Annotated in this window: 23 protein-coding genes and 1 pseudogene; 15 read left to right on the top strand and 9 right to left on the bottom strand. The window is 58.3% G+C overall.

The annotated features are described in order from the left end of the window. Nucleotides 1-13: 13 nt before the first annotated feature. Entirely contained in the window at nt 14-1219 is a 1206-nt protein-coding gene (locus AC2FF7_RS08575) for a multidrug effflux MFS transporter (protein ID WP_480867692.1), read from the bottom strand. 184 nt (nt 1220-1403) lie between these two features. Here AC2FF7_RS08575 and AC2FF7_RS08580 point away from each other — a divergent pair, with 184 nt between their 5' ends. The 4 genes from AC2FF7_RS08580 to AC2FF7_RS08595 all read left to right on the top strand — a co-directional run bounded on the left by AC2FF7_RS08580 (nt 1404) and on the right by AC2FF7_RS08595 (nt 4018). Beyond that, the gene (locus AC2FF7_RS08580) at nt 1404-2936 is read left to right on the top strand and encodes an acyl-CoA carboxylase subunit beta (RefSeq protein ID WP_209195042.1); all 1533 of its coding nucleotides are present in this window, start codon (nt 1404-1406) and stop codon (nt 2934-2936) included. 262 nt (nt 2937-3198) lie between these two features. After that, entirely contained in the window at nt 3199-3528 is a 330-nt protein-coding gene (locus AC2FF7_RS08585; protein ID WP_353393756.1) for a DUF6497 family protein, read from the top strand. Between the two features lie 2 nt (nt 3529-3530). After that, on the top strand, nt 3531-3671 hold the full coding sequence (locus AC2FF7_RS08590; protein ID WP_214648750.1) for a hypothetical protein: 141 nt from the start codon (nt 3531-3533) through the stop codon (nt 3669-3671). Beyond that, nucleotides 3665-4018: a hypothetical protein gene (locus tag AC2FF7_RS08595; protein WP_480496880.1), complete on the top strand. Its 354-nt coding sequence runs from the start codon at nt 3665-3667 to the stop codon at nt 4016-4018. The genes AC2FF7_RS08590 and AC2FF7_RS08595 overlap by 7 nt, the downstream gene beginning before the upstream one ends. Before the next feature lie 86 nt (nt 4019-4104). On the opposite strand, the gene AC2FF7_RS08600 is transcribed toward AC2FF7_RS08595, so the two are convergent. Beyond that, nucleotides 4105-5262 carry a DcaP family trimeric outer membrane transporter gene (locus AC2FF7_RS08600; protein WP_480867687.1) on the bottom strand — a complete coding sequence of 386 codons (1158 nt, stop codon included), beginning with the start codon at nt 5260-5262 and terminating at the stop codon, nt 4105-4107. Nucleotides 5263-5912: 650 nt separating this feature from the next. On the opposite strand from AC2FF7_RS08600, the gene AC2FF7_RS08605 reads away from it, so the two are divergent. Together AC2FF7_RS08605 and AC2FF7_RS08610 are read left to right on the top strand one after the other, a co-directional pair. Further along, entirely contained in the window at nt 5913-6116 is a 204-nt protein-coding gene (locus tag AC2FF7_RS08605; protein WP_480867685.1) for a hypothetical protein, read from the top strand. A gap of 114 nt (nt 6117-6230) precedes the next feature. Further along, on the top strand, nt 6231-8276 hold the full coding sequence (locus AC2FF7_RS08610) for an acetyl-CoA carboxylase biotin carboxylase subunit (RefSeq protein WP_496905499.1): 2046 nt from the start codon (nt 6231-6233) through the stop codon (nt 8274-8276). A 76-nt stretch (nt 8277-8352) separates the two neighbouring features. On the opposite strand, the gene AC2FF7_RS08615 is transcribed toward AC2FF7_RS08610, so the two are convergent. Further along, entirely contained in the window at nt 8353-8799 is a 447-nt protein-coding gene (locus tag AC2FF7_RS08615) for a DUF4174 domain-containing protein (RefSeq protein ID WP_170352489.1), read from the bottom strand. 169 nt (nt 8800-8968) lie between these two features. On the opposite strand from AC2FF7_RS08615, the gene scpA reads away from it, so the two are divergent. The 6 genes from scpA (at nt 8969) to AC2FF7_RS08645 (ending at nt 14422) form a co-directional block, all read left to right on the top strand. Continuing rightward, a complete protein-coding gene (scpA, locus tag AC2FF7_RS08620; protein WP_480867682.1) occupies nt 8969-11095 on the top strand; it encodes a methylmalonyl-CoA mutase in 2127 nt (708 codons plus the stop codon). A 100-nt stretch (nt 11096-11195) separates the two neighbouring features. Beyond that, a complete protein-coding gene (locus tag AC2FF7_RS08625; RefSeq protein ID WP_170753154.1) occupies nt 11196-11798 on the top strand; it encodes a VOC family protein in 603 nt (200 codons plus the stop codon). Next, nucleotides 11795-12319 (top strand): GNAT family N-acetyltransferase, encoded by a 525-nt coding sequence (locus tag AC2FF7_RS08630; protein ID WP_496905500.1) that lies wholly within the window; start codon nt 11795-11797, stop codon nt 12317-12319. Before AC2FF7_RS08625 ends, AC2FF7_RS08630 begins: the two co-directional genes overlap by 4 nt. A 9-nt stretch (nt 12320-12328) precedes the next feature. Continuing rightward, the gene (locus AC2FF7_RS08635) at nt 12329-13009 is read left to right on the top strand and encodes a molecular chaperone DjiA (RefSeq protein WP_170352493.1); all 681 of its coding nucleotides are present in this window, start codon (nt 12329-12331) and stop codon (nt 13007-13009) included. 5 nt (nt 13010-13014) lie between these two features. Beyond that, nucleotides 13015-14013 carry an endonuclease/exonuclease/phosphatase family protein gene (locus AC2FF7_RS08640; protein WP_496905501.1) on the top strand — a complete coding sequence of 333 codons (999 nt, stop codon included), beginning with the start codon at nt 13015-13017 and terminating at the stop codon, nt 14011-14013. Between the two features lie 37 nt (nt 14014-14050). Continuing rightward, complete coding sequence (locus AC2FF7_RS08645) at nt 14051-14422, top strand: hypothetical protein (RefSeq protein ID WP_480867676.1); 372 nt, start codon at nt 14051-14053, stop codon at nt 14420-14422. A gap of 3 nt (nt 14423-14425) precedes the next feature. On the opposite strand, the gene AC2FF7_RS08650 is transcribed toward AC2FF7_RS08645, so the two are convergent. From AC2FF7_RS08650 to AC2FF7_RS08670, 5 genes are all read right to left on the bottom strand, one after another. Further along, a complete protein-coding gene (locus tag AC2FF7_RS08650) occupies nt 14426-15970 on the bottom strand; it encodes a Ppx/GppA family phosphatase (RefSeq protein ID WP_170753146.1) in 1545 nt (514 codons plus the stop codon). 49 nt (nt 15971-16019) lie between these two features. Beyond that, the gene (locus AC2FF7_RS08655; protein WP_480867674.1) at nt 16020-16709 is read right to left on the bottom strand and encodes a P-loop NTPase family protein; all 690 of its coding nucleotides are present in this window, start codon (nt 16707-16709) and stop codon (nt 16020-16022) included. Then, the gene (locus tag AC2FF7_RS08660) at nt 16710-17783 is read right to left on the bottom strand and encodes an AI-2E family transporter (RefSeq protein ID WP_170352498.1); all 1074 of its coding nucleotides are present in this window, start codon (nt 17781-17783) and stop codon (nt 16710-16712) included. A gap of 91 nt (nt 17784-17874) precedes the next feature. Then, nucleotides 17875-18849, bottom strand: a complete 975-nt coding sequence (locus tag AC2FF7_RS08665) for an isopenicillin N synthase family dioxygenase (RefSeq protein WP_496905502.1) — start codon at nt 18847-18849, stop codon at nt 17875-17877. Further along, nucleotides 18849-20213: an FAD-dependent oxidoreductase gene (locus AC2FF7_RS08670; protein ID WP_170753141.1), complete on the bottom strand. Its 1365-nt coding sequence runs from the start codon at nt 20211-20213 to the stop codon at nt 18849-18851. Before AC2FF7_RS08670 ends, AC2FF7_RS08665 begins: the two co-directional genes overlap by 1 nt. Before the next feature lie 167 nt (nt 20214-20380). On the opposite strand from AC2FF7_RS08670, the gene proS reads away from it, so the two are divergent. Together proS and AC2FF7_RS08680 are read left to right on the top strand one after the other, a co-directional pair. Next, nucleotides 20381-21721 carry a proline--tRNA ligase gene (gene proS, locus AC2FF7_RS08675; RefSeq protein ID WP_170753139.1) on the top strand — a complete coding sequence of 447 codons (1341 nt, stop codon included), beginning with the start codon at nt 20381-20383 and terminating at the stop codon, nt 21719-21721. Beyond that, a complete protein-coding gene (locus AC2FF7_RS08680) occupies nt 21705-22595 on the top strand; it encodes a glycosyltransferase family 2 protein (protein WP_480867670.1) in 891 nt (296 codons plus the stop codon). Before proS ends, AC2FF7_RS08680 begins: the two co-directional genes overlap by 17 nt. Here the strand turns inward: AC2FF7_RS08680 and AC2FF7_RS08685 are convergent. Continuing rightward, on the bottom strand, nt 22592-22948 hold the full coding sequence (locus AC2FF7_RS08685) for a hypothetical protein (protein ID WP_480867668.1): 357 nt from the start codon (nt 22946-22948) through the stop codon (nt 22592-22594). The genes AC2FF7_RS08680 and AC2FF7_RS08685 overlap by 4 nt on opposite strands. A gap of 324 nt (nt 22949-23272) precedes the next feature. Between AC2FF7_RS08685 and AC2FF7_RS08690 the strand changes: the two are divergent. Then, nucleotides 23273-24262: pseudogene (locus AC2FF7_RS08690) on the top strand (DUF6492 family protein); the annotation flags it as partial. Nucleotides 24263-24318: the final 56 nt, after the last annotated feature.

Consider the following 24318-nt stretch of genomic DNA (forward strand, 5'->3'; position numbering starts at 1 on the left):
GGCGCAAGCATTGCTAGAGTCCCAGGCGACGCTCCCGCCGGATTACAGATGTAATTGCAAAGACAGCCAGCAAGGCGGTTATCAGCATCAGCCACAGCAAGGGCATCGCCCCTGTTTCGCGGGTCAGCAACGACCCGGCCAGTGCGCTGAGACCAGCCCCACCCGCCAGCATGATAGCGCCGCTCAGGCCCGCGGCCGTTGCCGCCAGATGTGGGCGCACTGACAGAGCGCCCGAAGTGGCGTTCGGGATCGTCATGCCATTTCCAAGGCCGACGAATGTCATAAGCCCAAAGAAACTAAGGGGTGTGCCTAGCCCAAACAGGAACAAAAGCGCCGACAGAAAAACGCCAGCGGCATTCAGGATGCAGCCCCGCAGGACCATTCGGTTGACACCAAATCGGACGGAATACCGACCGCTTAGGAAATTACCGGCAAAATACCCAATCGCAGGCGCGCCAAAATATACGCCAACTTCTGCGGCTGACATTCCGAATATCTCGGTCCCGATAAATGGAGCTCCACCGAGATAGGCGAAAAAGGCACCTGACGACAACGCAGAGGATAGCGAATACCCCCAAAAGCGAGGGGACGTCAGCAGTTCAGGATACTCTCGAAACTGTTGCAGCAGGGTCTTCCCGCTTTTGGCTGAGGTTTCACCGAAGTCTTTGAAGCACAGGATTAGCGTCAATGCGCCTAAAACGAAAGGCAGCCAGAAATTAGCCTTCCATCCGAGGGATTCTTCCAGCAGCCCTCCGATCGCGGGGGCAATCATCGGGACGACCGCCATCCCCATAGTCACGTAGCCAATCATCGAGGCAGCCTGATCCTGATCGTAAAGATCCCGCACGGCAGCCCGGCTAAGCACCATGCCGACGACTATTGTCGCCTGAGACATCCGAAACGCCAGAAAGACCGTGGCGTTCGGCGCGTAGATGCAGCCCAATGTCACCACCAGGAACAGGGCAAGGCCGTACAGCAAGACTGGCCTGCGGCCGGCCTTGTCTGCGATCGGTCCGATAAGAATCTGCAGCACCGCGCTGACCATAAGGTACAGGGCGATCGAAAGCTGCATGACCTTATAGTCTGTCTGGAAATAAACAGCCATGTTTGGAAGGCTGGGAAGATAGAGATTCAGACTAAGTGCCGACAGCCCTGACAATAGAACAAGCGTGGCAATAGATGGGGGTGAGCGTCGAGCGGAAGATGATCTGAACTGCATAGTTCAATTGTATAGTCCGCGATTTTGGGATTGGCATCAGCATTGTGATCTCAGCGTTGAAATTTGCTGATTTGCATTATTCTATCGATAAATGTTCAAAGGTTTGCAAATTTGCCGAAAGTTGCTTTGGGCTGGCAAGTATAAGGTATAGTGTCCCGCCAGATTACATTAGGGGATCACTGTCATGAAAGACATCCTGACCGAGCTTGAAGGCCGCCGTAACAATGCCCGTTTGGGTGGTGGTCAAAAACGGATTGACGCTCAGCATGCGCGGGGAAAGCTGACTGCGCGGGAACGTATCGAACTGCTGTTGGATGAAGACAGCTTTGAAGAGTTTGACATGTTCGTCAGTCATCGCTGCACCGATTTTGGTATGGAAAACCAGAAACCTGCGGGCGATGGCGTGGTCACCGGCTGGGGCACGATCAACGGTCGGATGGTTTATGTGTTCAGCCAGGACTTTACCGTATTTGGCGGGTCTCTTTCGGAAACGCATGCCCAGAAGATTTGCAAGATCATGGATATGGCGATCCAGAATGGCGCGCCAGTGATCGGCATCAACGACTCGGGCGGCGCGCGGATTCAAGAAGGCGTCGCCTCGTTGGCGGGCTATGCCGAGGTGTTCCAGCGCAACATCATGGCTTCGGGCGTGGTGCCGCAGATCAGCGTGATCATGGGACCCTGTGCAGGTGGCGCAGTGTACAGCCCGGCGATGACCGACTTTATCTTTATGGTCAAAGACACCTCTTACATGTTTGTGACCGGTCCCGATGTGGTGAAAACTGTCACCAATGAGGTTGTCACGGCCGAAGAACTGGGCGGCGCATCGACCCACACCAAGAAATCCTCGGTCGCGGATGGCGCCTTTGAAAACGACGTTGAAGCGCTGGCCGAAGTACGCCGTCTGGTCGATTTCCTGCCGCTCAACAACCAAGAGAAACCCCCTGTCCGTCCGTTCTTTGATGAACCCGACCGGATTGAAACCTCGTTGGATACCTTGATCCCGGACAATCCGAACACGCCTTACGACATGAAAGAACTGATCACTAAGGTGGCGGATGAAGGCGACTTCTACGAGATTCAGGAAGACTACGCCAAAAACATCATCACCGGTTTCATTCGCCTCGAAGGGCAGACTGTCGGTGTTGTCGCCAACCAGCCGATGGTTCTGGCCGGGTGCTTGGACATCGACAGCTCGCGCAAGGCGGCCCGTTTCGTGCGGTTCTGTGACTGCTTTGAAATTCCGATCCTGACCCTTGTGGATGTTCCGGGCTTTTTGCCGGGTACGTCGCAGGAATATGGCGGTGTCATCAAGCACGGTGCAAAGCTGCTGTTTGCCTATGGTGAGGCGACTGTCCCTAAAGTCACCGTGATTACCCGCAAAGCCTATGGCGGGGCTTATGACGTTATGGCGTCGAAGCACCTGCGCGGCGATTTCAACTATGCGTGGCCGACAGCCGAGATCGCGGTGATGGGCGCCAAGGGCGCGACCGAAATCATCCACCGCGCCGATCTGGGCGATGCCGAGAAAATCGCGCAGCACACACAGGATTACGAAGACCGTTTCGCCAATCCATTCGTTGCTGCGGAACGTGGCTTCATCGACGAGGTGATCATGCCACAATCGACGCGGCGTCGCGTTTCGCGCGCTTTCGCAAGCCTGCGCAACAAAAAGCTGAAAAACCCCTGGAAAAAGCACGACAACATCCCGTTGTAAGTGCTTGGGCGGGGTCGGTTTCTAGTCAACTCGCCCCCGATTTCCTTTTACAGTCCAAGGTAACGAAGACCTGACGGGGACTTGAGTTTGACATTGAGGGCAAAGCTGATAAATGAGTGCTCTTACCAGATATAGAAAAGCGCGGGCCAAAAGCCATGCGCGCGCGATCCCGGAGAGAGGAGCTCACCTTTGGTGGGTCCGGGGTCGCGCCTTTTGTCTAGGTTTTCTGACCCTGTCATCCCCTGTAGTTGCGGAAACCAATTTGGCTGTCCCTTCGGGTCAGCCCGTGCATCTGAGCGATGTTCTGTTGGACAACAACCCCGGCGAACTTTGGGTCCGTTTCCGCTTTGTCGCTCCGAAGATCGGTTCCGACGTAGGCCGTATCGGTTATGACGTCGCCTCGGTCGATATGGAGCACCTGTGCCATACGCTGGCCGTTGCTTATGTCGCTGAATACGATTTGGAACCGGCACGCGTAGTGATCTCGCTGTCTGATAGGCCAACGGAATTTGGACAAGCCGCACCTGACGCCACGCAGTATTTCGAAGCCTACCGATTGGAGCAGGCGCAGTGTATCTGGGAGGGGCTCTGATCATGAGACCCGGTTTTCAGATCGTCAGAGCGTTTCTGACCAGCAATGCGGCTTTGGAGGTGCGCAAGATGAACTCATCCATCACAGGATGCGATTTCGATGTTTTTGGGGACATTTACGTCAGCGGAGGAGCAACATGCTGAAGCACCGCGGATTTCCCGGTCGTTTGGCCGGAACAGATTTCCAATTCACAATCCGCCGGGCCAATCCCAAGGGCGTGACGCCGCTAACCAGACGAGAACGGTTCCGTGATCGCAAACCGGCCGACCGCCGGGCGGATGCGGGCTTTATGGAGGCGCTCTGGCAACATTTCGGCGACCAGCCTTTTGAGAGGGGTAATCTGGATGCCGGTCGTCTTAGCTGGTTGTTTGAGCGTGAAGTCATTCCAGCCGAGGATCCTTTTGATCCGGCCAGCTATGACGCATTGCTGGTGATCGATCCTGACGCTGCAAGGCTGTCGTTTCCGGATATTTTCGACGGACTGCGCTGATTGTGACCTATCAGGCCGTATATCCTCACGCGGGCAATGCTCCGTGGAAAACCCTGCCCCGATGGGGGCAGGGTCGTGATATGCGATCAGAAGTTCAACTGCGCCGCAACTTGAACGCGGCTGCCGTCAAAGTCATCGCCCGAGTTCACGTCGTTCCGCTCACCATAGATGTATTCGGCGCTCAGTGTCAGAGTCTCGGTCGCCTGATAGAAGGCGTTTACGTGGATCGTCTCAAGCTCGGTAAAGGCCAGGTCACCAGTCGAGGTTGCCAAGTCATAGTCCTCGTAACCGTAGGCGATACCGACGTTCCATTTCGGACCGATGTCCTGACGCAGTTCGACGGTGAAGCCGTCAACATCGTTGGCTTCGCCATTGACCACCGCATCACCCAAGCCGATCAGCCACGGTCCAAGCGCCTGACCGGTCACGTAGTTGACCTGGAACAGGCCACCCTGCCAAAGCCGCGCCGATCCGGACAGAGTCACACCCCATTGGTCGACTTCATTGATGCCGGCGTCGTCCTGGGCTCGACCGTAAAGACCGGCAATTCGGGCGACGTAAGTGCCATCATTGTATTCGGCCGACGCGGTGAAAACCGGATCATCCGAGTTGGAGCTACCGACGTTTTCCTCGATGGAGAGTGCAAATTCGGCATTTTCAGAGAATGCGTTAGTGTAACGGATCTGCGGAACACGGGCGAAGGCGATACCAACGGGACCGTTGAATTCAACCGAGGTCGGATACGTGTCCAAAGGCTGGAAGTTGGTCCAGAACTGGCCGATCAACCACTGGTCGCCGATACGGATATTGGCGTGACGCAAACGCAGTTCAGCAGCGCCGCCGCCTGCAAACAGGTCAAGCTCCAACTGACCGCCGATATCGCCAATGGCGCTAGGCGTACTGGTGAGCAAGCCGATCCGCGACTGACGGACGGTTGCGCCAAAGGTACCGCTGGTCTCAGCAGAAGGTTCACCAATTACGTTGACGAACGCTGTATCGCCTTGGTCGAAGTCGAAATCGTAGAAGAAGTCGGCTTTGACATAGCCATAGACGTCCAGTGTCGTATTCCCGATCCTAAACTCACCGGGTGTCGCGTTCGGTCCCTGAGATTCCAAGGCTTCGATCCGGAGGCGAAGTTTCTCCAGTTCGGCCTGCGTATTCGCATCCTGGGCATAAGCAAGCGTGCCAGTCACACTAAGCGCAGTGGCAGCGAGCAGAGATGCCGTTTTTCTCTTTGTAATCATTTGGATGTTTCCTTGTGTGCGAGTGTGCACGCGCAACGTTCCACGCCGACGATTTTCAGGGAAATCACGAGATTGGGACAATTAAACGCAAAAATCTCAAGAAAATTTGTGGGAAAAGCGGACCTGGATCACAGCAAGGTGAACAGATCTGTTAACCTTATGAGTGCAGTGTTTTTTTTCGTCGCTATCGCGTGCGCAAAACGTGATGCTGCAAGTGCAAAGCTTGTTTTTCGGGTCAACGTTTGTAACGGGATTGTGACGAACATTCACGTGAGTCCCCGTGAATATGCGCGAAACAGCGTCGGCGCAAAATTGCGCGGCTTTTCCTTGAATGGGCAGATTCCAGCCGGAAAAATTGCAACTCGTGAATCACAGTTTGCAGGTGCAACCACACCGTGCATGGTGTCCAAGCCGTGCGGCTCTACTTTGCCTGCGCCGCACATGCACCTACTATTCCGTACCCCTTCCTTCCGCGGGCAGGCTTGTGAGTTTCACAAATCCCTGCCCGCGTTTTTCTTTGCGCACACGGAGGGGGATCGACGGCATAAAGCTGCGCATATTTGGCCTAATACCTGTCTGTTATTGAATAGCGGTACACGAACCGCGCATCTGGCTTCGACTGATTCAAACCAACAGATGAGGCAGAAATCATGCGACTCTCGAAACTTGCGATTGCATTGGCGACCTGCGCCGGGCTTGCAGCCTGTGGCGACACCACGGGCGAACAGGCGATCTTGGGCGGCGGCGCCGGCGCGGTCGGCGCGGCGGTGCTGCAATCGGACCCGCTCTTTGGGGCCGTGGTCGGCGCGGCCGGCAACGTGCTGTATTGCAAGACGCAAAACAACTGTAGCTAACGAAGTCATCGGGGCTTACTCGGCCCCGACCGTCATCGCTGATCACGCCGTCGTGGGGTTAAGTCCTCGCGGCGGCGTGTTACGTTTTTCGAACACCAAGACAAAGGACGTTCCATGTTCAACAAGATACTGATTGCCAACCGGGGCGAAATCGCCTGCCGGGTCATCAAGACTGCGCGCAAGATGGGTATCGGCACCGTTGCCATTTATTCGGACGCGGACCGCAACGCGCTGCACGTATCAATGGCCGATGAGGCCGTTCATATCGGCCCGCCCCCTGCGAACCAGTCCTATATCGTGATTGACAAGGTCATGGACGCGATCCGTCAAAGCGGCGCTCAGGCGGTACATCCCGGTTACGGCTTCCTGTCGGAAAACTCCAAGTTCGCCGAAGCGCTTGAGGCCGAAGGCGTGGCTTTTGTCGGTCCCCCGGTCGGCGCGATCGAAAGCATGGGCGACAAGATCACCTCGAAGAAAATTGCGCAGGACGCAGGCGTGTCGACCGTGCCCGGTTACATGGGGCTGATCGAAGACGCGGAAGAGGCAGTGAAGATTTCGAACGAGATCGGCTACCCGGTCATGATCAAGGCCAGCGCCGGTGGCGGCGGCAAAGGCATGCGGATCGCATGGAATGACGACGAGGCGCGCGAGGGTTTCCAGTCGTCCAAGAACGAGGCCGCGAATTCCTTTGGCGATGACCGGATCTTCATCGAGAAATTCGTGACACAACCCCGCCATATCGAAATTCAGGTTCTCTGCGACAGCCACGGCAACGGTATTTATCTGGGCGAGCGTGAATGCTCGATCCAGCGTCGGAACCAGAAGGTTGTGGAAGAGGCCCCGTCGCCCTTCCTCGACCCCGAGACACGCAAGGCAATGGGTGAACAGGCTGTCGCGCTGGCCAAAGCTGTAAACTATGCCAGCGCCGGGACGGTCGAGTTCATCGTGGATGGGGATAAGAACTTCTATTTCCTGGAAATGAACACCCGCCTGCAGGTGGAACACCCTGTGACCGAGCTGATCACCGGTGTCGATCTGGTGGAACAGATGATCCGCGTAGCCGCAGGTGAGAAACTGACCATCACCCAAGATGACGTCACCCTGACTGGCTGGGCGATTGAAAACCGTCTGTATGCCGAAGACCCGTATCGCAACTTCCTGCCCTCGATTGGCCGTTTAACCCGCTATCGCCCGCCGATGGAAACGGCGGCTGGTCCGATGTTGGTGAATGGCAAATGGCAGGGTGACGCGCCCGAAGGCGAGGCCGCAGTGCGTAACGATACCGGCGTCTATGAGGGCGGCGAGATCAGCATGTACTATGACCCGATGATCGCCAAGCTCTGCACCTGGGCGCCGACCCGGGAAGCCGCGATCGAGGCGATGCGTGTGGCGCTGGACAGCTTTGAGGTCGAAGGTATCGGTCACAACCTGCCGTTCCTGTCCGCCGTGATGGATCACCCGAAATTTGTCAGCGGTGACATGACCACCGCTTTCATCGCCGAAGAGTATCCCGACGGTTTTGAAGGCGTCACCCTGCCAGAAGAAGACCTGCGCCGTATCGCCGCGTCTTGCGCGGCGATGTACCGTGTCGCTGAAATTCGTCGCACCCGCGTCTCGGGCCGTATGGACAACCACGAGCGCAAGGTCGGCGCGCATTGGAATGTTGCGCTGCAGGGTCAGGAGTTCGACGTCAAGATCGAAGCGGATAAAGAGGGCGCGACGGTGGCCTTCTCGGATGGCACAAGCCTGCGGGTTGCCTCGGATTGGACGCCGGGCGACCAACTGGCTGTTTTGGATGTCGACGGAGAGGCGCTGGTCATGAAGGTCGGCAAAATCTCGGGTGGGTTCCGTATCCGCAACCGGGGTGCAGACCTGAAAGTGCATGTGCGCCGTCCGCGTCAGGCGGAGCTGGCCAAACTGATGCCCGAGAAACTGCCGCCCGATACCTCGAAAATGCTGCTCTGCCCGATGCCCGGCCTGATCGTGAAGATCGACGTTGAACTGGGCCAAGAGGTGCAGGAAGGTCAGGCGCTATGCACTGTCGAGGCGATGAAGATGGAAAACATCCTACGCGCCGAGAAGAAAGGTGTGGTCGCCAAGATCAACGCAGGCCCCGGCGACAGTCTTGCCGTGGACGATGTGATCATCGAGTTCGAGTGATCATGACGGCGCTTTTGTCATACCCCATAGCTCTCCCGGCGTTCTGCGCCGGGGGCTTGGGGCGTGGCGAAGGCTATCAACCGCCCTCGCGCCGTTCGCGAATCTCGCGTTCGCGGAGGGGGGTCTTGTCGATGGATCGACCGATCTCACGCACGCTCCACGGGGACGGCTTGCGCAGTTTGACCACGCCGTCCTTGTCGACGAACACCATCTGGAAACCACGCGGGCGCAATTGCGACCGTATCGGGGATTTGGCCGCCGGGTCCGTGTCGGTGATGACAATCACATCGCGGTCACGCATCGCGGCTTCGCCTTCGATCAGCATGTCGATTTGTTGTTGGAAGCGGGGGTCTGCGGGCGTGTCGGCAAAGACGACAATGGGTCTGTTGACCCATAAAAACTCGCTCAACTCGCTGTCACCTGCGGGTCGGACAAATTCATCCTCATCCGGCGCAGACCCATCGGCAGCCATCGCGGCCAGCGGGATTAGTGCCGAGAAAACAAGGGCAAGCGTTCGTGTCATGGGGCCTCCTGTTCCATCGAATATAGCCCCTGTTCAGATGAATGCGACCAGTGAAATGCAATGCGCGCTCAATTTGTCGCGCGCAGCCCGGATTGGCCGGGCACTTCGAAACATAACTGCGTGCGGGTTCCTCTTCGCGCGCAACCCGAAATAGGAAAAGGAAATCGCCATGACCGATACCAAAGACTGGCAGGCGCTGGCCGAAAAAGAGCTGCGCGGGCGTCCGCTGGAAGATCTGACCAAAGAGACGCTGGAAGGCATCGACGTCAAGCCGCTCTATACAGCCGAAGATACGGCGGATCTGCCGCACATGGGTACGCTGCCGGGGTTCGGCCCGTTCACGCGCGGGGTGAAGGCTACGATGTATGCAGGCCGCCCATGGACGATCCGTCAATATGCGGGTTTTTCGACCGCCGAGGAATCGAATGCCTTCTACCGCCGCAATCTGGCCGCGGGTCAACAGGGCGTGTCGGTAGCCTTCGATCTGGCCACGCATCGCGGCTATGACAGCGACCACCCGCGCGTTGTGGGCGATGTGGGTAAGGCGGGTGTAGCAATCGATTCTGTCGAGGACATGAAGATCCTGTTCGATGGCATTCCACTGGACAAGGTTTCGGTCTCGATGACCATGAACGGTGCTGTGGTCCCAATTTTGGCGAGTTTCATCGTGGCAGGCGAAGAGCAGGGGCACGACAAATCTGTGCTGTCCGGCACCATTCAGAATGACATTCTGAAAGAGTTCATGGTGCGGAATACCTATATTTACCCGCCCGAGCCGTCGATGAAGATCATTTCGGACATCATCGATTATACGTCGAATGAGATGCCCAAGTTCAACTCGATCTCGATCTCGGGCTACCATATGCAAGAGGCCGGCGCGAACCTGGTGCAGGAGCTGGCCTATACGCTGGCGGACGGGCGCGAGTACGTGCGCGCTGCGACGCAGGCCGGGATGGACGTGGACAAGTTCGCGGGACGTCTGTCGTTCTTCTTTGCGATTGGTATGAACTTCTTCATGGAGATCGCAAAACTGCGCGCCGCCCGCACCCTGTGGCACCGCGTGATGACCGATTTCGGGGCGAAATCAGAGCGGTCCAAGATGTTGCGCACTCACTGTCAGACCTCTGGCGTTTCGCTGCAGGAACAAGACCCATACAACAACGTGATCCGCACGGCCTATGAGGCGATGAGCGCGGTTCTGGGAGGCACGCAAAGCTTGCACACCAACGCGCTGGACGAGGCAATCGCGTTGCCCACTGATTTCTCAGCCCGCATCGCCCGCAACACACAGTTGGTGCTGCAGGAAGAGACCGGTGTAACCGATGTGGTCGATCCTCTGGCGGGCTCATATTACATCGAAAGCCTGACCAATGAGCTGGTCGAAAAAGCCTGGGCCCTGATGGAAGAGGTCGAAGAGATGGGCGGGATGACCAAGGCTGTTGCCTCGGGCATGCCCAAGCTGCGAATCGAGGAAAGCGCCGCGCGCCGTCAAGCGATGATCGACCGGGGCGAAGAGGTTATCGTAGGCGTCAACAAATACCGCAAGGAACAGGAAGACCCGATCGACATTCTGGACGTCGACAACGTCGCCGTGCGCGAGGCGCAGGTCGCGCGCTTGGAACGTATCCGCGCCACCCGTGATGAGGCGGCATGTAAAGACGCGCTGGACGCCCTGACCAAAGCCGCCCAGGAGGGCGGAAACCTGCTGGCTGCTGCGGTCGAAGCCGCCCGCGCCCGCGCATCCGTAGGAGAGATCAGCATGGCAATGGAGAAAGAGTTCGGCCGCCACCGCGCCGAGGTGAAAACACTGGCCGGTGTCTATGGTGCCGCCTATGAGGGCGACGAAGGCTTTGCCGCGATCCAGAAATCCATCGACGAATTCGCCGAGGCAGAGGGCCGCCGCCCGCGCCTGTTGGTGGTCAAGATGGGTCAGGACGGGCATGACCGGGGTGCCAAGGTGATCGCGACCGCCTTTGCCGATATCGGCTTTGACGTGGATGTTGGCCCACTGTTCCAGACACCTGCTGAGGCGGCGCAGGATGCGGTCGACAATGACGTTCATGTGGTCGGGATTTCGTCTCAGGCCGCGGGACACAAAACGCTGGCCCCGCAACTGGTCGAAGAACTGAAAAAGGCCGGAGCTGAAGATATTATCGTCATTTGCGGCGGTGTGATCCCGCAGCAGGATTATCAGTTCCTCTATGATCACGGCGTCAAGGCGATCTTTGGACCGGGCACGAACATTCCCGAGGCTGCACAAGACATCTTGCGCCTGATCCGAGAAGCCAAAGGGTAAGGCTAAAGATTTTTCGACGAAAAATCTTGTGATCCCGGCGCTTTGACGGAAACATGCGACCAGACCCAAAAGGTCTGGTCGCACTACGTTGGAGGCACTCATGTTACTGGATCATCTGGCCGTCTCAGGCGAAACCGTTGAGGAGGCTGCAGCCCATATCGAAGACGCGCTGGGTGTGACCCTGCAAGAGGGTGGCAAACACGAAGCCTTCGGAACACATAATCGTCTACTAGGGTTGGCCGATGGATTGTATCTCGAAGCCATTGCAATCGACCCGGCCGCACCCAATCCCGAGCGAACACGCTGGTTCGATCTGGATCGGTTCGAGGGCCCTCCGCGTTTGACCAATTGGATTTGCCAGGTGCCGAGTATTGACGCGGCGCTGGATGTGTTCCCCGATGGTGTTGGACATCCAATCGACTTGGCCCGGGGTGCGTTGCGGTGGCAGATGGCGGTCCCACCGAGTGGTCGTTTGCCTTTCGACAACCTGTTTCCGGCTCTTATTCAATGGCATGGCGATCTGCACCCGGCGCGGATGTTAACGCAAAGCGGTTGCCGATTGCGCCGCTTGGTGGTCTCGCATCCGGAAGGTCTGGAGCTTGCGAAACTGTTGGGCCAGATGGAGGGCGTGGTTTTCGACAGCGGTGCTGCGGCATTGCGGGCGGAGTTTGAGACACCGCATGGACCGCGCGTGTTGGAATGAAAATTCGTCAGGCTCAGGTGGCGGATGCCAAGGCAATCGCGGACATTGCGAATACTATCATTCGGGACACACTGATCACCTTTACGACGGCGGAACGCAACACCGACAGCATTGCAGAGGATATCCGACAACGGGACCGCGCCTATCTGGTGGTTGAAGACGCCGCTTTGGTTCAGGGATTTGCCACCTATGGCCCGTTCCGATCCGGCCCCGGATATGCCCAATGCCGCGAGCATTCTGTTCAGTTATCAGAGCAAGCACGCGGCAAAGGCGCGGGGAGGGCCCTGATGGCTGCACTGGAAGAAGTCGCGCGGCATGAGGACGTTCATGTGTTGGTCGCCGGCATCTCATCGGCCAATCCGGGGGCTGAGGCGTTCCATGCAGCGCTTGGGTTCCAACATGTCGGACGGATGCCCGAGGTAGGATACAAATGGGGCAAACGGCTGGATCTTGTGCTAATGCAGAAAATTCTTGGCCCCAAGCCACTAGTCGCACCTGACACCGGCGTTTTCAAAGGCTAGGGTGCGCTCATGTCGATCTGGACTCGCATATCCGATGCGCTAAGCGCGCTTGCCAAGGGCGAAAGCCTGACTGCTGTTTTCGAAAAGCTGCGTACGCCGCCTGAACGGTCGGTGGCCTTTACGATCGCAGTGATCGCGCTGGGCGCCAAGATGGCCAAGGCCGATGGGCAAGTAACCCGAGATGAAGTCACCGCATTTCGTGATGTCTTTCAGATCGCGCGCGAAGATGAGGCAGACGCCGCACGTGTGTTCGACATGGCCCGAACCGACGTTGCGGGGTATCAGGAATATGCCCGCAAGATCGCGGGGATGTTTGCCGATGACAGCACCACCTTCTGCGATTTGATGGAGGGGCTGTTCCACATCGCCATGGCGGATGGGTTCTACCACCCCAACGAAAACGAGTTTCTGGAAGAGGTCAGCCGCATCTTTGGCCAGACCGAGGCGCAATTTCTGGCCTTGCGCGCGCGGTTTGTCCCGGATGCGCCTAATGATCCGTACATTGTGTTGGGTGTTCCGCGAGATATGCCATTACTTGATATCCGAAAGGTCTGGCGGCAATTGGTGCGCGAAACCCATCCCGACGCGATGATGGCACGTGGCGTCCCCGAAGAGGCGATCCGACTGGCCGAGAAAAAGATGATCGACATCAACCGCGCATGGGATGAGATCAACGGCGCTCGGGCCTGACCGCAATGCGGTTGGCGACCTACAATATCGAGTGGTTCGCCAATCTTTTTGATCGTCAGGACAAGCTGATTGTCGACGACAGTTGGTCCGGCAGGCACAACATCACCAAGGCGGAACAGGTTGAGGCGATTGCCAAAGTTTTGACGGCCGTAGATGCGGACGCGATGCTCATAGTCGAAGCGCCTAACACTGGTAAGACCCAGAACACTGTGCGCGCGTTGCAGCGCTTTGCCGAAGCATTTGATCTGCGCACCAGTCACGCGGTGATGGGTTTTGCCAACGACACGCATCAGGAACTGTCGCTGATGTATGACCCGATGGCCATGGCAGTAAATCACGACCCGAAGGGGACGGGTGACAAGAACGCCCCGCGGTTTGACGGCGTGTTTCATATTGACCTCGACATCGACGCGACCGAAGACCGCGTTCGGTTTTCAAAGCCTCCGATGGAGCTATTGGTGCGGACACCGGCGGGTGGGCGCTTTCGTCTGATCGGCGCGCACCTGAAGTCAAAAGCCCCTCATGGGGCCGAAAGCCGGGATGAGGCTATACGAATCTCGATCGCCAATCGACGCAAGCAATTGGCTCAGGCGGTGTGGCTGTCGCGGCGGGTAGGGGCCCATTTAGACGCGGCAGAACCCGTGATCCTGATGGGCGATCTGAACGATGGACCGGGGCTGGATGAGTTTGAAAACCTGTTCGGCCGATCCTCGGTCGAGATTTTGTTGCAAGCGGGCCTGTTCGACCCTCACGCGGTCGAGGCCTATGCGGATCAACCGGGTAGTTTGTTTTCGACGGCGCGCTTTGCGCGCCCGACCGAAGGTGAGTATCTTGAGGCTCTACTGGACTACATCATGATCAGCGAGGAATTGCGGGCGTGCAGTCCGAAATGGCGCATCTGGCATCCTTTTCATGATCCCGCCTGCCTGGCTGTGAAGGACTTGCATCAAGCGCTTTTGACCGCATCCGATCATTTCCCCGTCACACTGGATATTGATCTGTGACCTTACATGACCGGCCTGATGGCTCTATATTGCCAGTATGAGACATTTCATCACGATCTGCGCGATTTCCGTAGCCTTGACCCACCCGGCCCACGCTGAAGATGACAGCGGCCCGTCGCTGATGGAGCAAGGCGCCGAACTGTTCTTTGAAGGGCTGCGAAAGGAAATGGAACCAGCGTTCGATGAATTGCTGGGGCTGGCTGATCAGTTTGGACCAGCGATGCAGTCTTTCATGGCCGAGATGGGTCCAGCGCTTGCGGATCTGGCTGCCGAGATCGAGGACTGGAGCACCTATGAGGTCCCGGAAATCCTGCCCAATGGCGATATCATTATCCGCAAAAAGCCTGAAACACCCGAAATCGAACCGGTACAGCCGCAGGACGCGCCGGAAGGTGAGATTGATATCTAAGGCTCAGCCTTTGATCACAACGCGGGTTTCCGACCTCAGTGCAGACGCCAGTGAATTCAGGCGCGCTTGGGCCACTTCGCTGAAGAGCGAGGCAGCGGTTTCAGGCAAAAACAGTTCAAGCTGTCGCTTTTTTGGATAAAAGCGCAACTTACCCATCGTGGCGTCGTTCTGCATCCAAAGCATCGCGCCGAACCGCATGGCTTTGCCCAGAATCTCGGCCTGTTTCTGGCCGCTTTCATCTAACAGGTCATAAAGCGGTGCAAACCGATTATCTTCGCGCTTGTTGCGGTATCGGTGCTGCAGGGCAAGCCCGATGAATACCCGCTCGGAGTGTTTTAGGCCCCCCAAATTGGCGCGTGTGACATAGTCAAAGCAGGTCTCGGCCCGGTAGTCGGGATGCGCGCGCCAACTTACATCATGCAGCAGGCAAGCCGCCTTGATCAGACGCACCCGTGCGTCGGGGGCGGATTTGAACAAGGGCATCACGAAGTCAAACAAGTGTTTGCTGAACCCGGGCAAGCGAGCATCTTTCGCCTCATAAAATCGACTGGCTTCGATCAATGGATCGCGGTCGCGCAGGATTTGCGGCATCTGTTCGTATAGCAAGCCTTCACGGATGCCATAGCTTGAGATCGCGATATCCTTAGGTTTGAACGTCCGCACCAACCGGGCCAGTACATCCATCGCAAAGGGCATCAACGCCATACGAGAGCCAGACACACCAGCAAGGCTTCGCAGCTTGTCCGGGTCGCCCTTTTCAATGAATTTTATTGTCTCGTGAACCTGTTTGGTGGTCATGCGGTATTCATGCAGCACGTTCAGCGGATAGCCCCGGCGCAACATGTCCAACCGTGCAAAAGCACGCCAACTGCCACCGACCAGAAACAGCCGGTCACGCTGCGGCCCCATTTGATCGCGCAGCTCTTCCATCGTGGCTTTGATATGTGCTTTGCGCGCCCGTCGCCCACCTTTGATATCGCGCAGCTTGAGCGGACCAAGGGCCGATGTCACGCGGCGGCCCACATCGCCGCCTCCGATCTCGGCCAGTTCCATCGAAGACCCGCCGATGTCGCAGATCAAGCCATAGGCTCCGGGCCAGCCCAACAGGACGCCTTGCGCAGACAGGCGCGCCTCTTCACCGCCGTCGATAACCGAGACGGTCAGGCCAGTTTCGGCAAACACCTCTTTGCAGAAGGCAGGCCCATCTGTGGCTTCGCGCACCGCAGCCGTCGCGACAACATGCAGGCCCGGCAGCCCCAAATCCTGGGCCAGTTGTGCAAACCGACGCAGGGCAGCCAATGCGCGTTCCCGTCCGCGTGGGTTCAGACGCCCGGTCTCGGACAGGCCTGCGCCCAGTTCGCACATAACTTTTTCGTTGTAGAAATAGGCTGGCGACCGTGCTGCACCGTCAAAGATAACCATTCGGACCGAGTTCGATCCAACGTCGACCACTCCGACACGCGACAGGGCGCGGGCCTCGGGGTTGTCGAATAGCGGTTTTCCGAAAGGCCCCCAGTCGGGGATGTCTGTGTCGACGGTCTGATCCATGTCTCTTCCAGATATTCCGTGCTTAGAATGCGAAATCGTCGGGTTTGGGTCAATCGTCAGATGCGACATCACCTACGTCCGAGTTCAAAACACGCACAGCCAGCGAGCGGGTGATGTCACGTTTTTCAGTCAAAGCCACCAAATCCAACTGCGCGACAACATTTGCGGCTGTCTCGAACCTACGATCCATGTGTTTCACAAGGTAGGATATCACCTCGGGGCCCGGGTTAAGCTGTCGGTCCAGAAACAGTTTAGCCAGAACCGCCCCCAAAAGGGCGTCGTCTGGCGGGTCCAGTGCTACGTGGTGTGCCCCCTCGATCCGGCTTTGAAGGTCAGGCAGCGGCAGTTCCCAGAACTTCGGAGCCATGCGCCCTGTCATCAACAGAGCGTTGCCTTCCGCCAACGTCAAGTTGTGCAAATGGAACAACGTCTTTTGGAGGTCGGGATCACCGGCGATCATCGGCACGTCTTCCACAGCAATCGGCGTGCTGGCCAGTGCGGGTACATCGTCATAGCGCAGATCACGGGCCTGAATAATCCGGCCTCCGGTCTCAGCCGCCCAGACATGGGCCAGGTGAGTCTTTCCCGCGCCCGCCGGGCCGCTTAGCACCAGCTTGTTGCCGGGCCACGAGGTCGCAGAAATCATCGCCACCGCCAGCGCATTGGCAGGCGAGACAAAGAAATCCTCGCGGCCCAAGGCGGTTTTGGCCGGCAGGTCAAAGCTCAGTTGGCGGGGCATTTATTCGTCGTCCTGTTGAAGCCCTTCAAGGCCCGTATACAAGCGGCTGTCCAGATAAAGAGAGGTCATGAACCGGGCCACAACACCCAGTGCCGCCGCGACCGGAACCGCCACCAGCATCCCGACAAATCCGAACATGGCGCCAAACACCGATAAAGCCAGCAAAAGCCAGACAGGGTGCAAACCTACCGAACTGCCCACCAGCTTGGGGGTCAGGAAATTGCCCTCGGTCACTTGTCCCAGCGCGAAGATCCCGGCGACCAGCCCGATCTGCGCCCAGTCGCCCCAGAACTGAAACAGGGCCAGCCCGATTGCCAGCGATCCGCCGATCAGTGCGCCCAGATAGGGGATGAAGGTTACGAGCCCGGCGATAAAGCCCACGATCAGGCCAAACTGCAGGCCCACCGCCATCAGCGCCACGGCATAATAGGTGCCAAGGATCAGGCAGACCGTACCCATACCGCGCACGAACGAGGCCAAAACGGCGTCAATCTCGCTGGCCAGGCGCTTTATGGTGGGGGCGTGGTCGCGGGGCAACAGCTCTCCGACACGGGCGATCATACGGTCCCAGTCCAACAGCAGATAGACAGCGACAACGGGGACGATCACCAGCAGCACCACCACATTGATCGCGGATCCCAGCGACGCCGCCACCGATTGCAGCACATCCCCGGTTTTGGATTGCAGCGTCTCGCCCAGCGAGACAAGGAATTGGTGCGAGCTGGATTCGCGGTCCAGCAGCGAGGGGAATTGTTGCTCGACAAACCCGCGCAGCTGTTTGATCAGGCTGGGCATGAACTCGACAAGGTCGATCAGCTGCGTGACCAGCGCGGGCACGACCATCAGGATCATCAGGACAAAGCCCAGAACTCCGACAACGGTTATAATCGCGGTTGCCGCCATGCGTGACAGCCCCAGATTTTCCAGCCGGTCGGCAACCGGGTCAAGAAAATAGGCAATCGCACCGCCAATTACGAAAGGCAAAAGCACATCGCCCAGCGCCCACATCAGGAACACGAAGACAACAGCGGCAATGCCCCAGTATCTGAGTTGGTCCTTCACTGGCAGCGCCATGCCCGTCCCCTTGTTGCCGGTTCTTGCATATGTTCTTGGCGTATGCGGCGCGGCGATGCAAGCGGTTCATGGGGCTGTGGATTTCTGCCCCTCAATCGGCAAGCGTTCCCAGTTCCGGCGTCGCCTCATCGGCATGTTCATCTGGCCAGTTGGTGCGCCATATCTCGGCCGACCAATGGCCGCAATGGACCGAAGGGCGGTCGAATCCGTCCAAAGGCTCCAGCAGCGGACGCACAACAACATCATGACGAGGTACAGCGAAATATGGGAAGGAATAGCGTTCTTGCCCAGATCGGTTGACAACCCGGTGTGGCGTGGATTTCAGGCGTCCACCGGACCAAAGCTCTAGCATGTCACCGATATTCACGACAAACCCGCCAGGAGGGCAGTCCGGCGTGATCCAGCCGCCTTCGCGGGTCTGAACCTCCAGCCCGCCGACGGGGTCGGGGGCGATGATGGTCAGGGCGTCGGTATCCTTGTGCGGGTGGATACCATATCCACCCTCATCCGGTGCCTGCGGCGGGTAATGCAGCAGGGTCATGTTGGTCATTGGATCGACAAAGGCATCGCGCAGGGCGCGCGCAGGCAGGGCCAGGCCGACCTCTAGCGCGCCCAGCAGGTGATCGGCCACCGTGTCCAGTTGCGACCAATAGCCCAGTATCGTGTCGCGCGCGCCGTCCACGCCCTTTGGCCAGAGGTTCGGGCCATACAGCGCGCAGTCCTGCCGGATCGGTGCATCGAGGGCCACGTCATAGTGCAGCTTGTAGCCCTCGTATTTGTCGGCCTTTCCCGATCCGTCATTCGGGGTAAAGAACCCCATCGGGATGTATCCGCGGTAATTCTCGCGCGTGATGGCCTGATCCCATTTGGCGCTTTCCTCGACCGCAAAGATATCGCGCACGCAGGCGCGCACGGCGTCTGCCGTATCGGGGGAAATGCCCGTGCCGGTGATCGACAGAAAGCCGATACCGGTGCAGGCGTCCATGATTTGCTGAACGATGCTAGCGTAGTCCGAGTGCGCCGAGTCGCGCAGGGGGGTGATGTCGATGGTTGGGATATGCTGCATCAGTGAATCCGCACGCCCTGACGATCGAGTTCTTTGTGGACGGGGGCGAGGTTCATCGTGTCGACCTCCTGATTGCTTTTCAACGATAGCGCAGCGGCGATGCCTGCGCCTTGGCCCATGACAGCGCAGCAGGCCATGTTGCGTGTGGCGGCATGGGCCACTTTGTCGGCTCCGTGGGAGCGGCCCGCGACCAGCAACCCTTTGATTCCCTTGGGGAGCATCGAACGATAGGGCACCTGCATATACCGCCCCGTGGTGGGTAGGATCAGGATGCCATAGCCGTCAATGAATTCGGGGTAGATGCCGATCGTATCTTCGAACCGGCCCTGATGGCGGGCGTCATCCTCGGTCATGTTGTAGACCGCGTCGATCTTGCGTGTGTCACGGATACCGATGGTCATGCCGAAATTTCGCAGCCGCGCGTTTTCGCAGCCCGGCATGAAACGGCGCAGCGCCTCAATGGCCAGCATCGACTGACGGCGGCCCTCGATCTCGCCCCGCGTCAAGCTGTCGGGATCGGTGCCGTCAATCTCGGCCAGATGGATGAGGTTCATATAGGTCAGCTCACCCGTATCATGCATCGCACCCCACGTGCCTGCGATGGTGTTCAGGTGCGGCGGGATCATCCCTGCATCAATCGCCTGTTGGAAGGGCTTGTGAACGAAGGGCGAGAACATGTCATCCTCTTTCCCCGAGGTCTCGATATTCCACTCACCGCCGCCGCCCCAGTCCTTGTAGGTCTGCGGATCGGCCTTGACGCCCTCCATAAACGCGCGCTTGTCGACACCGGCCAGATGAAACATGACCGAGGCCGCCATCATATCCTCGCGCGCGGTTTTATGGGTCGGGGCACCGGCGCGGTGGGCGACATCTGCGTCGCCGGTAGCGTCGATTACAACGCGGGCCAGAATCGCCTCGCGCCCCGCTTTGGATTCGGTGATGATGCCGGTGATCCGGTTGCCGTCCATGATCGGGGCCACGAACTGACGGTGCAGCATCGGATGCACACCCGCCTCTTCGACCAGTTTGTCGGCGACCAGCTTGAACCCCTCGCTGTCCAGCTCATAACTCAGCGACTGGCTTTCCGGCACCGCCGCGCCCATGTCCTTGGCGCGGGTCTCAAACTCCATGCCGATGCCGCCTGCCTCGACCGTTTGTTCGTGGCGATACCATGCGAACCCCTCTACCCCCACGGCGGTGATATTGCCGCCCATGCAGCCAAAGCGGTCAACCAGTGACACTTCGGCCCCGGCGCGCGCGGCGGCCAAAGCGGCGGCCAACCCGGCGGGGCCAGAGCCCACGACCAGAACATCCGTCTGGTGAACAACAGGAATTTGACGGGCGGGTTCCGAGATTGTCTGCATCGGGGCCTCACATTTTTACATTCCTGTCACATTTGAGGTTCCTGACTGGCGGGTCAATAAAAAATGCGACGGGCCGGGGGTCGCAAAAACGCCATTGCGTGATTGCCCCCGGCGAGGCTTTGGCATAATCACCTTGCAGCGAAATTTTCACCTTTGAAGGTCCTCCCATGCGCCTGAGCCGTTACTTTCTGCCCGTTCTCAAGGAAAACCCCTCCGAGGCTCAAATCGTCAGTCACCGGCTGATGCTGCGCGCGGGCATGATCAAGCAGGCTTCGGCCGGGATTTACTCGTGGCTACCGATGGGCTTCAAAGTGCTGCGCAAGCTGGAAAACATCATCCACGAAGAGCAGGCGCGCGCAGGCCATATCGCGATTCAGATGCCGATCATCCAATCGGCGGACCTGTGGCGCGAATCCGGGCGTTACGACGACTATGGTCAGGAAATGCTGCGGATGAAGGACCGGCATGACCGGGATATGTTGTTTACGCCGACTGCCGAGGAACTGGTGACGGATATCTTCCGTGGCCACGTCAACAGCTACAAAGACCTGCCGCTGACCCTGTACCAGATCCAGTGGAAGTTCCGCGATGAAATCCGCCCGCGTTTCGGCGTGATGCGGGGGCGTGAGTTCTATATGAAGGACGGCTACAACTTCGACCTGACCAAAGAGGATGCGCTGCACGCTTATAACCGCCATCTGGTCAGCTATCTGCGCACCTATGAACGTATGGGCCTGCAAGCCATCCCGATGCGCGCCGATTCCGGCCCGATCGGTGGCGACGACACGCATGAATTCCTTGTGCTGGCCGATACGGGTGAATCCGAGGTCTTCTATGACAGCGCTGTCACCGATCTGAGTTTTGGTGATCGTCAGATCGACTATGACGACCGCGCGCAATGTCAGGCGATCTTGGAAGAGTTCACCTCGAAATATGCGCGCACCGATGAAACCCATGACGAGGCGCTGTTCAATCAGGTGCCCGAGGATCGCCGCCGTGTGGCGCGTGGGATCGAAGTAGGGCAGATCTTCTATTTCGGCACCAAGTATTCCGAGGCGATGGGCGCAACCGTTCAAGGCCCGGATGGCAAGCCGACGCCCGTTCACATGGGCAGCCACGGCATCGGCGTCAGCCGCCTGATCGGCGCCATCATAGAAGCCAGCCATGACGATAAGGGCATCATCTGGCCCGAAGGCGTAACCCCGTTCCATTGCGGCATCGTGAACCTGAAGCAGGGCGATGAAGAGGCAGATGCGGCCTGTGACAAGCTCTACGGTGCGCTGACCGCGCTGGGGCTGGAGCCGCTCTATGATGACCGCAACGAGCGGGCAGGTGGCAAATTCGCCACCATGGACCTGATCGGCCTGCCATGGCGCATCACCGTTGGTCCGCGCGGGTTGAAAAACGGTGTGGTTGAACTGACCTGCCGCCGCACTGGCGAGAGCGAGGAACTCAGCCCCGAGGCCGCCGTCACTAAGATCGCCGAGATCTATGAGCAAATCGGCTGACACAGACGCGCCGCTGATCTCGGTTGTCACGGCGACGCATAACCTGCTGTCCCAAGGGCGGCAGGATAGCTTTCGCGAGGTAATCGCGTGCATGGCCCGCCAGAACTGCTTGAGGGCCGAGCATATTATTCAGGACGGTGCCTCAACGGATGGCACCGTCCCGTTTCTTCAGGACGTCACTGCCAATGCAGAACGGACCCGCGTGATCAGCGAACCGGACCGCAACCTCTATGATGCGATGAACAAGGGGGCAGGGGCCGCGCGTGGTCAATACCTTTTGTTCCTGAACTCGGATGACTCACTCGCTTCGGATGACATCCTGAACATAGCCGCTGAACGTTTGACCGCGACCCGGCCCGACTTCCTGTACGGGTCCACCTTGCGCCGGTTCAAGGACGGGACGGAAAGCCGCGAAAAGCGCATGTCGCTGACTGCGATCCTGCAACGGATGCCGTTCTGCCATAACTCAGTCCTGATCCGGCGCGACGTGTTTGCGGCGCTGGGCGGCCATGATCCGCAATTCCGCGTGGCGGCCGACTATGACCTGATGCTGCGCATGATCACGGCCGGGTATCAGGGCGAACGGATGGATGAGCCGATCTCGATGTTTTGGGGACGTGGGGCCAGCAGTGACCCGGATGTGACGGCCCGAGACTATGCGCGGGTCTGGATGAAGTATTACGACGGGCGTAAAGCTGCGCGTGACTTGACCGAGGATGATTTCTGCCGGTTCTACCATCGCGGCCATATGCCCGCGAAACTGGTCCTTGGGCGGTTGATCGAACCGGGAACATGCGCCGGTATCAAAGCGGCGGCGCGCCACAGCCTGTGGAAGGCCACGCGGCGTTCAGTCCAGTTCTGGCGCAGCTTTTAAGCGCCGTTCACCGAAGGTCGGGCGGCCAGCAGGTCTCCGGTTTCACTGTCGCGTGCAACAACGATGGGGCGTCCCATCCGCTGCACCAGATCGCGAAACTCCAACCCCAGAAACCGCAGCCCGCAAATCCGTTTTGCCGTGGCGATTTCGGTGACACACAGCCGACCCTGCCGGAAGGCCAGTTGATACCCCTTGTCTTTGAGAATATCGGTGAGGCTGTTCCAACTTGCAGCACTTGCAAACAAAGGGCGGATCGCGGCCCTCAGCAATGCCGCTGTTTCGCAATCCAGTTCTGTTGATGCCTGCCGGGCCGAAATCGCGCCCGCTTTTTCTTTGTTTAGTCGAATACTCATGAGCGACCCCCGCTCTAAAAATTGTATTCCCCCAAAGTCAGGGTGACAAAGTTTCGAAAAATAATCAAAAAGCGAAATATTATTCCAACGAAAATGTTGCATTTTGAGTTCAGTCAATCACGCGAGCCCGGCATTGACTACATAGCTGAAACAGTCGCCGCTGGTCTGTGAACGGTATCACAACCTTTGGTTTTTAGAGGTTCGACTAAATCATCCTTACCTCGAATAGCGGTTTGCCGGAACCGACGACTGATTCGTGGTGTGGTTCGCTTGGACAGGTCGGCAAATGCTGCTAGATGAGCGGAAAAACGCAAAAAGGTCCGCGCGGTGCTGAGTTTCGCAACGGTTGTATATTCCAGGGACTTTCCTTTGCTGGAACTTCAGGCCCTTTCCTTCGCCCGGTTTGTTGATCCGGCGCAGGTCGGGTCGATCCATGTGATCATGAACGACGTTGATGAGGGTGCGTTGGGGCAGCGGATCGAGCCGATTCTACCTGCCTACGGAGCACTGCAAGACAAGGTGCGCGTCCTCAGTGGGGACGATGTTCTACTGGGGGAGGGTCATTGTGCGCGACGCCCGGCGCTGGATCGTGTGCTGATCGAGAACCGCTTTCGCATTCCGCTGATCCGCAAGGGCGGGTGGCGTGGCAACAATGGCTACCGCAATCAACAGATTCTGAAACTGGGCGCGGCGCAGGTCGCGGCCTCCGAGAATATGGTCATTCTGGACACCAAGAACCTGTTTCTGCGCCAGTTTGATGAGGCAGAGTTCTTTACGCCCGGTGGCGCGGCGCGCATCCCGTTCATTGACATTGAAAGTGATTTTCACCGCAACTGGCTGCTGCAAAGTTTGGATGCCCTAGGTGCGCCACGGTCTGATCCAGGGCAGATCAAGACGACAACCTTTGCCACGCCGTACCCTGTGCGCCGGTCGCTTGTCCTGTCTCTGCTGGATGAAATCAACGCGCGCTACGGCTCGGTTCAGGCCTTGTTCGCGTCGCGCAGGCGGCCCTCAGAGTTCATGCTGATGAACGCGTTTTGCCTGAAATCCCACGACGGTTACGCCCCATGGTTCGAAGAGGCGGAGTCTACAGCCATCGGGCTCTGGCCTACATATTCGACCGAGGCGCTGACGCAGTTGCTGGGACGGCTGGATGACCCGCGCAGTTTGACGCTTGGGTTGCACAACCGCGCCATCGCAAACCTGCCCCAGGATTTGCGCGACCGTGTCTTTCACGAGCTTGAGGCGCGCGGCATTTGCGACCGGAACCGGGCCGAGGCCGTTTTGCAGCAAACCGCAGCCCTGTCGGGATAACGCGCGGCTTGACCATTTGGCCAAATGCCGAAAGGGTCACGTCCAACAAAAACACC

This window comes from Ruegeria sp. YTSC325, from assembly GCF_059609525.1.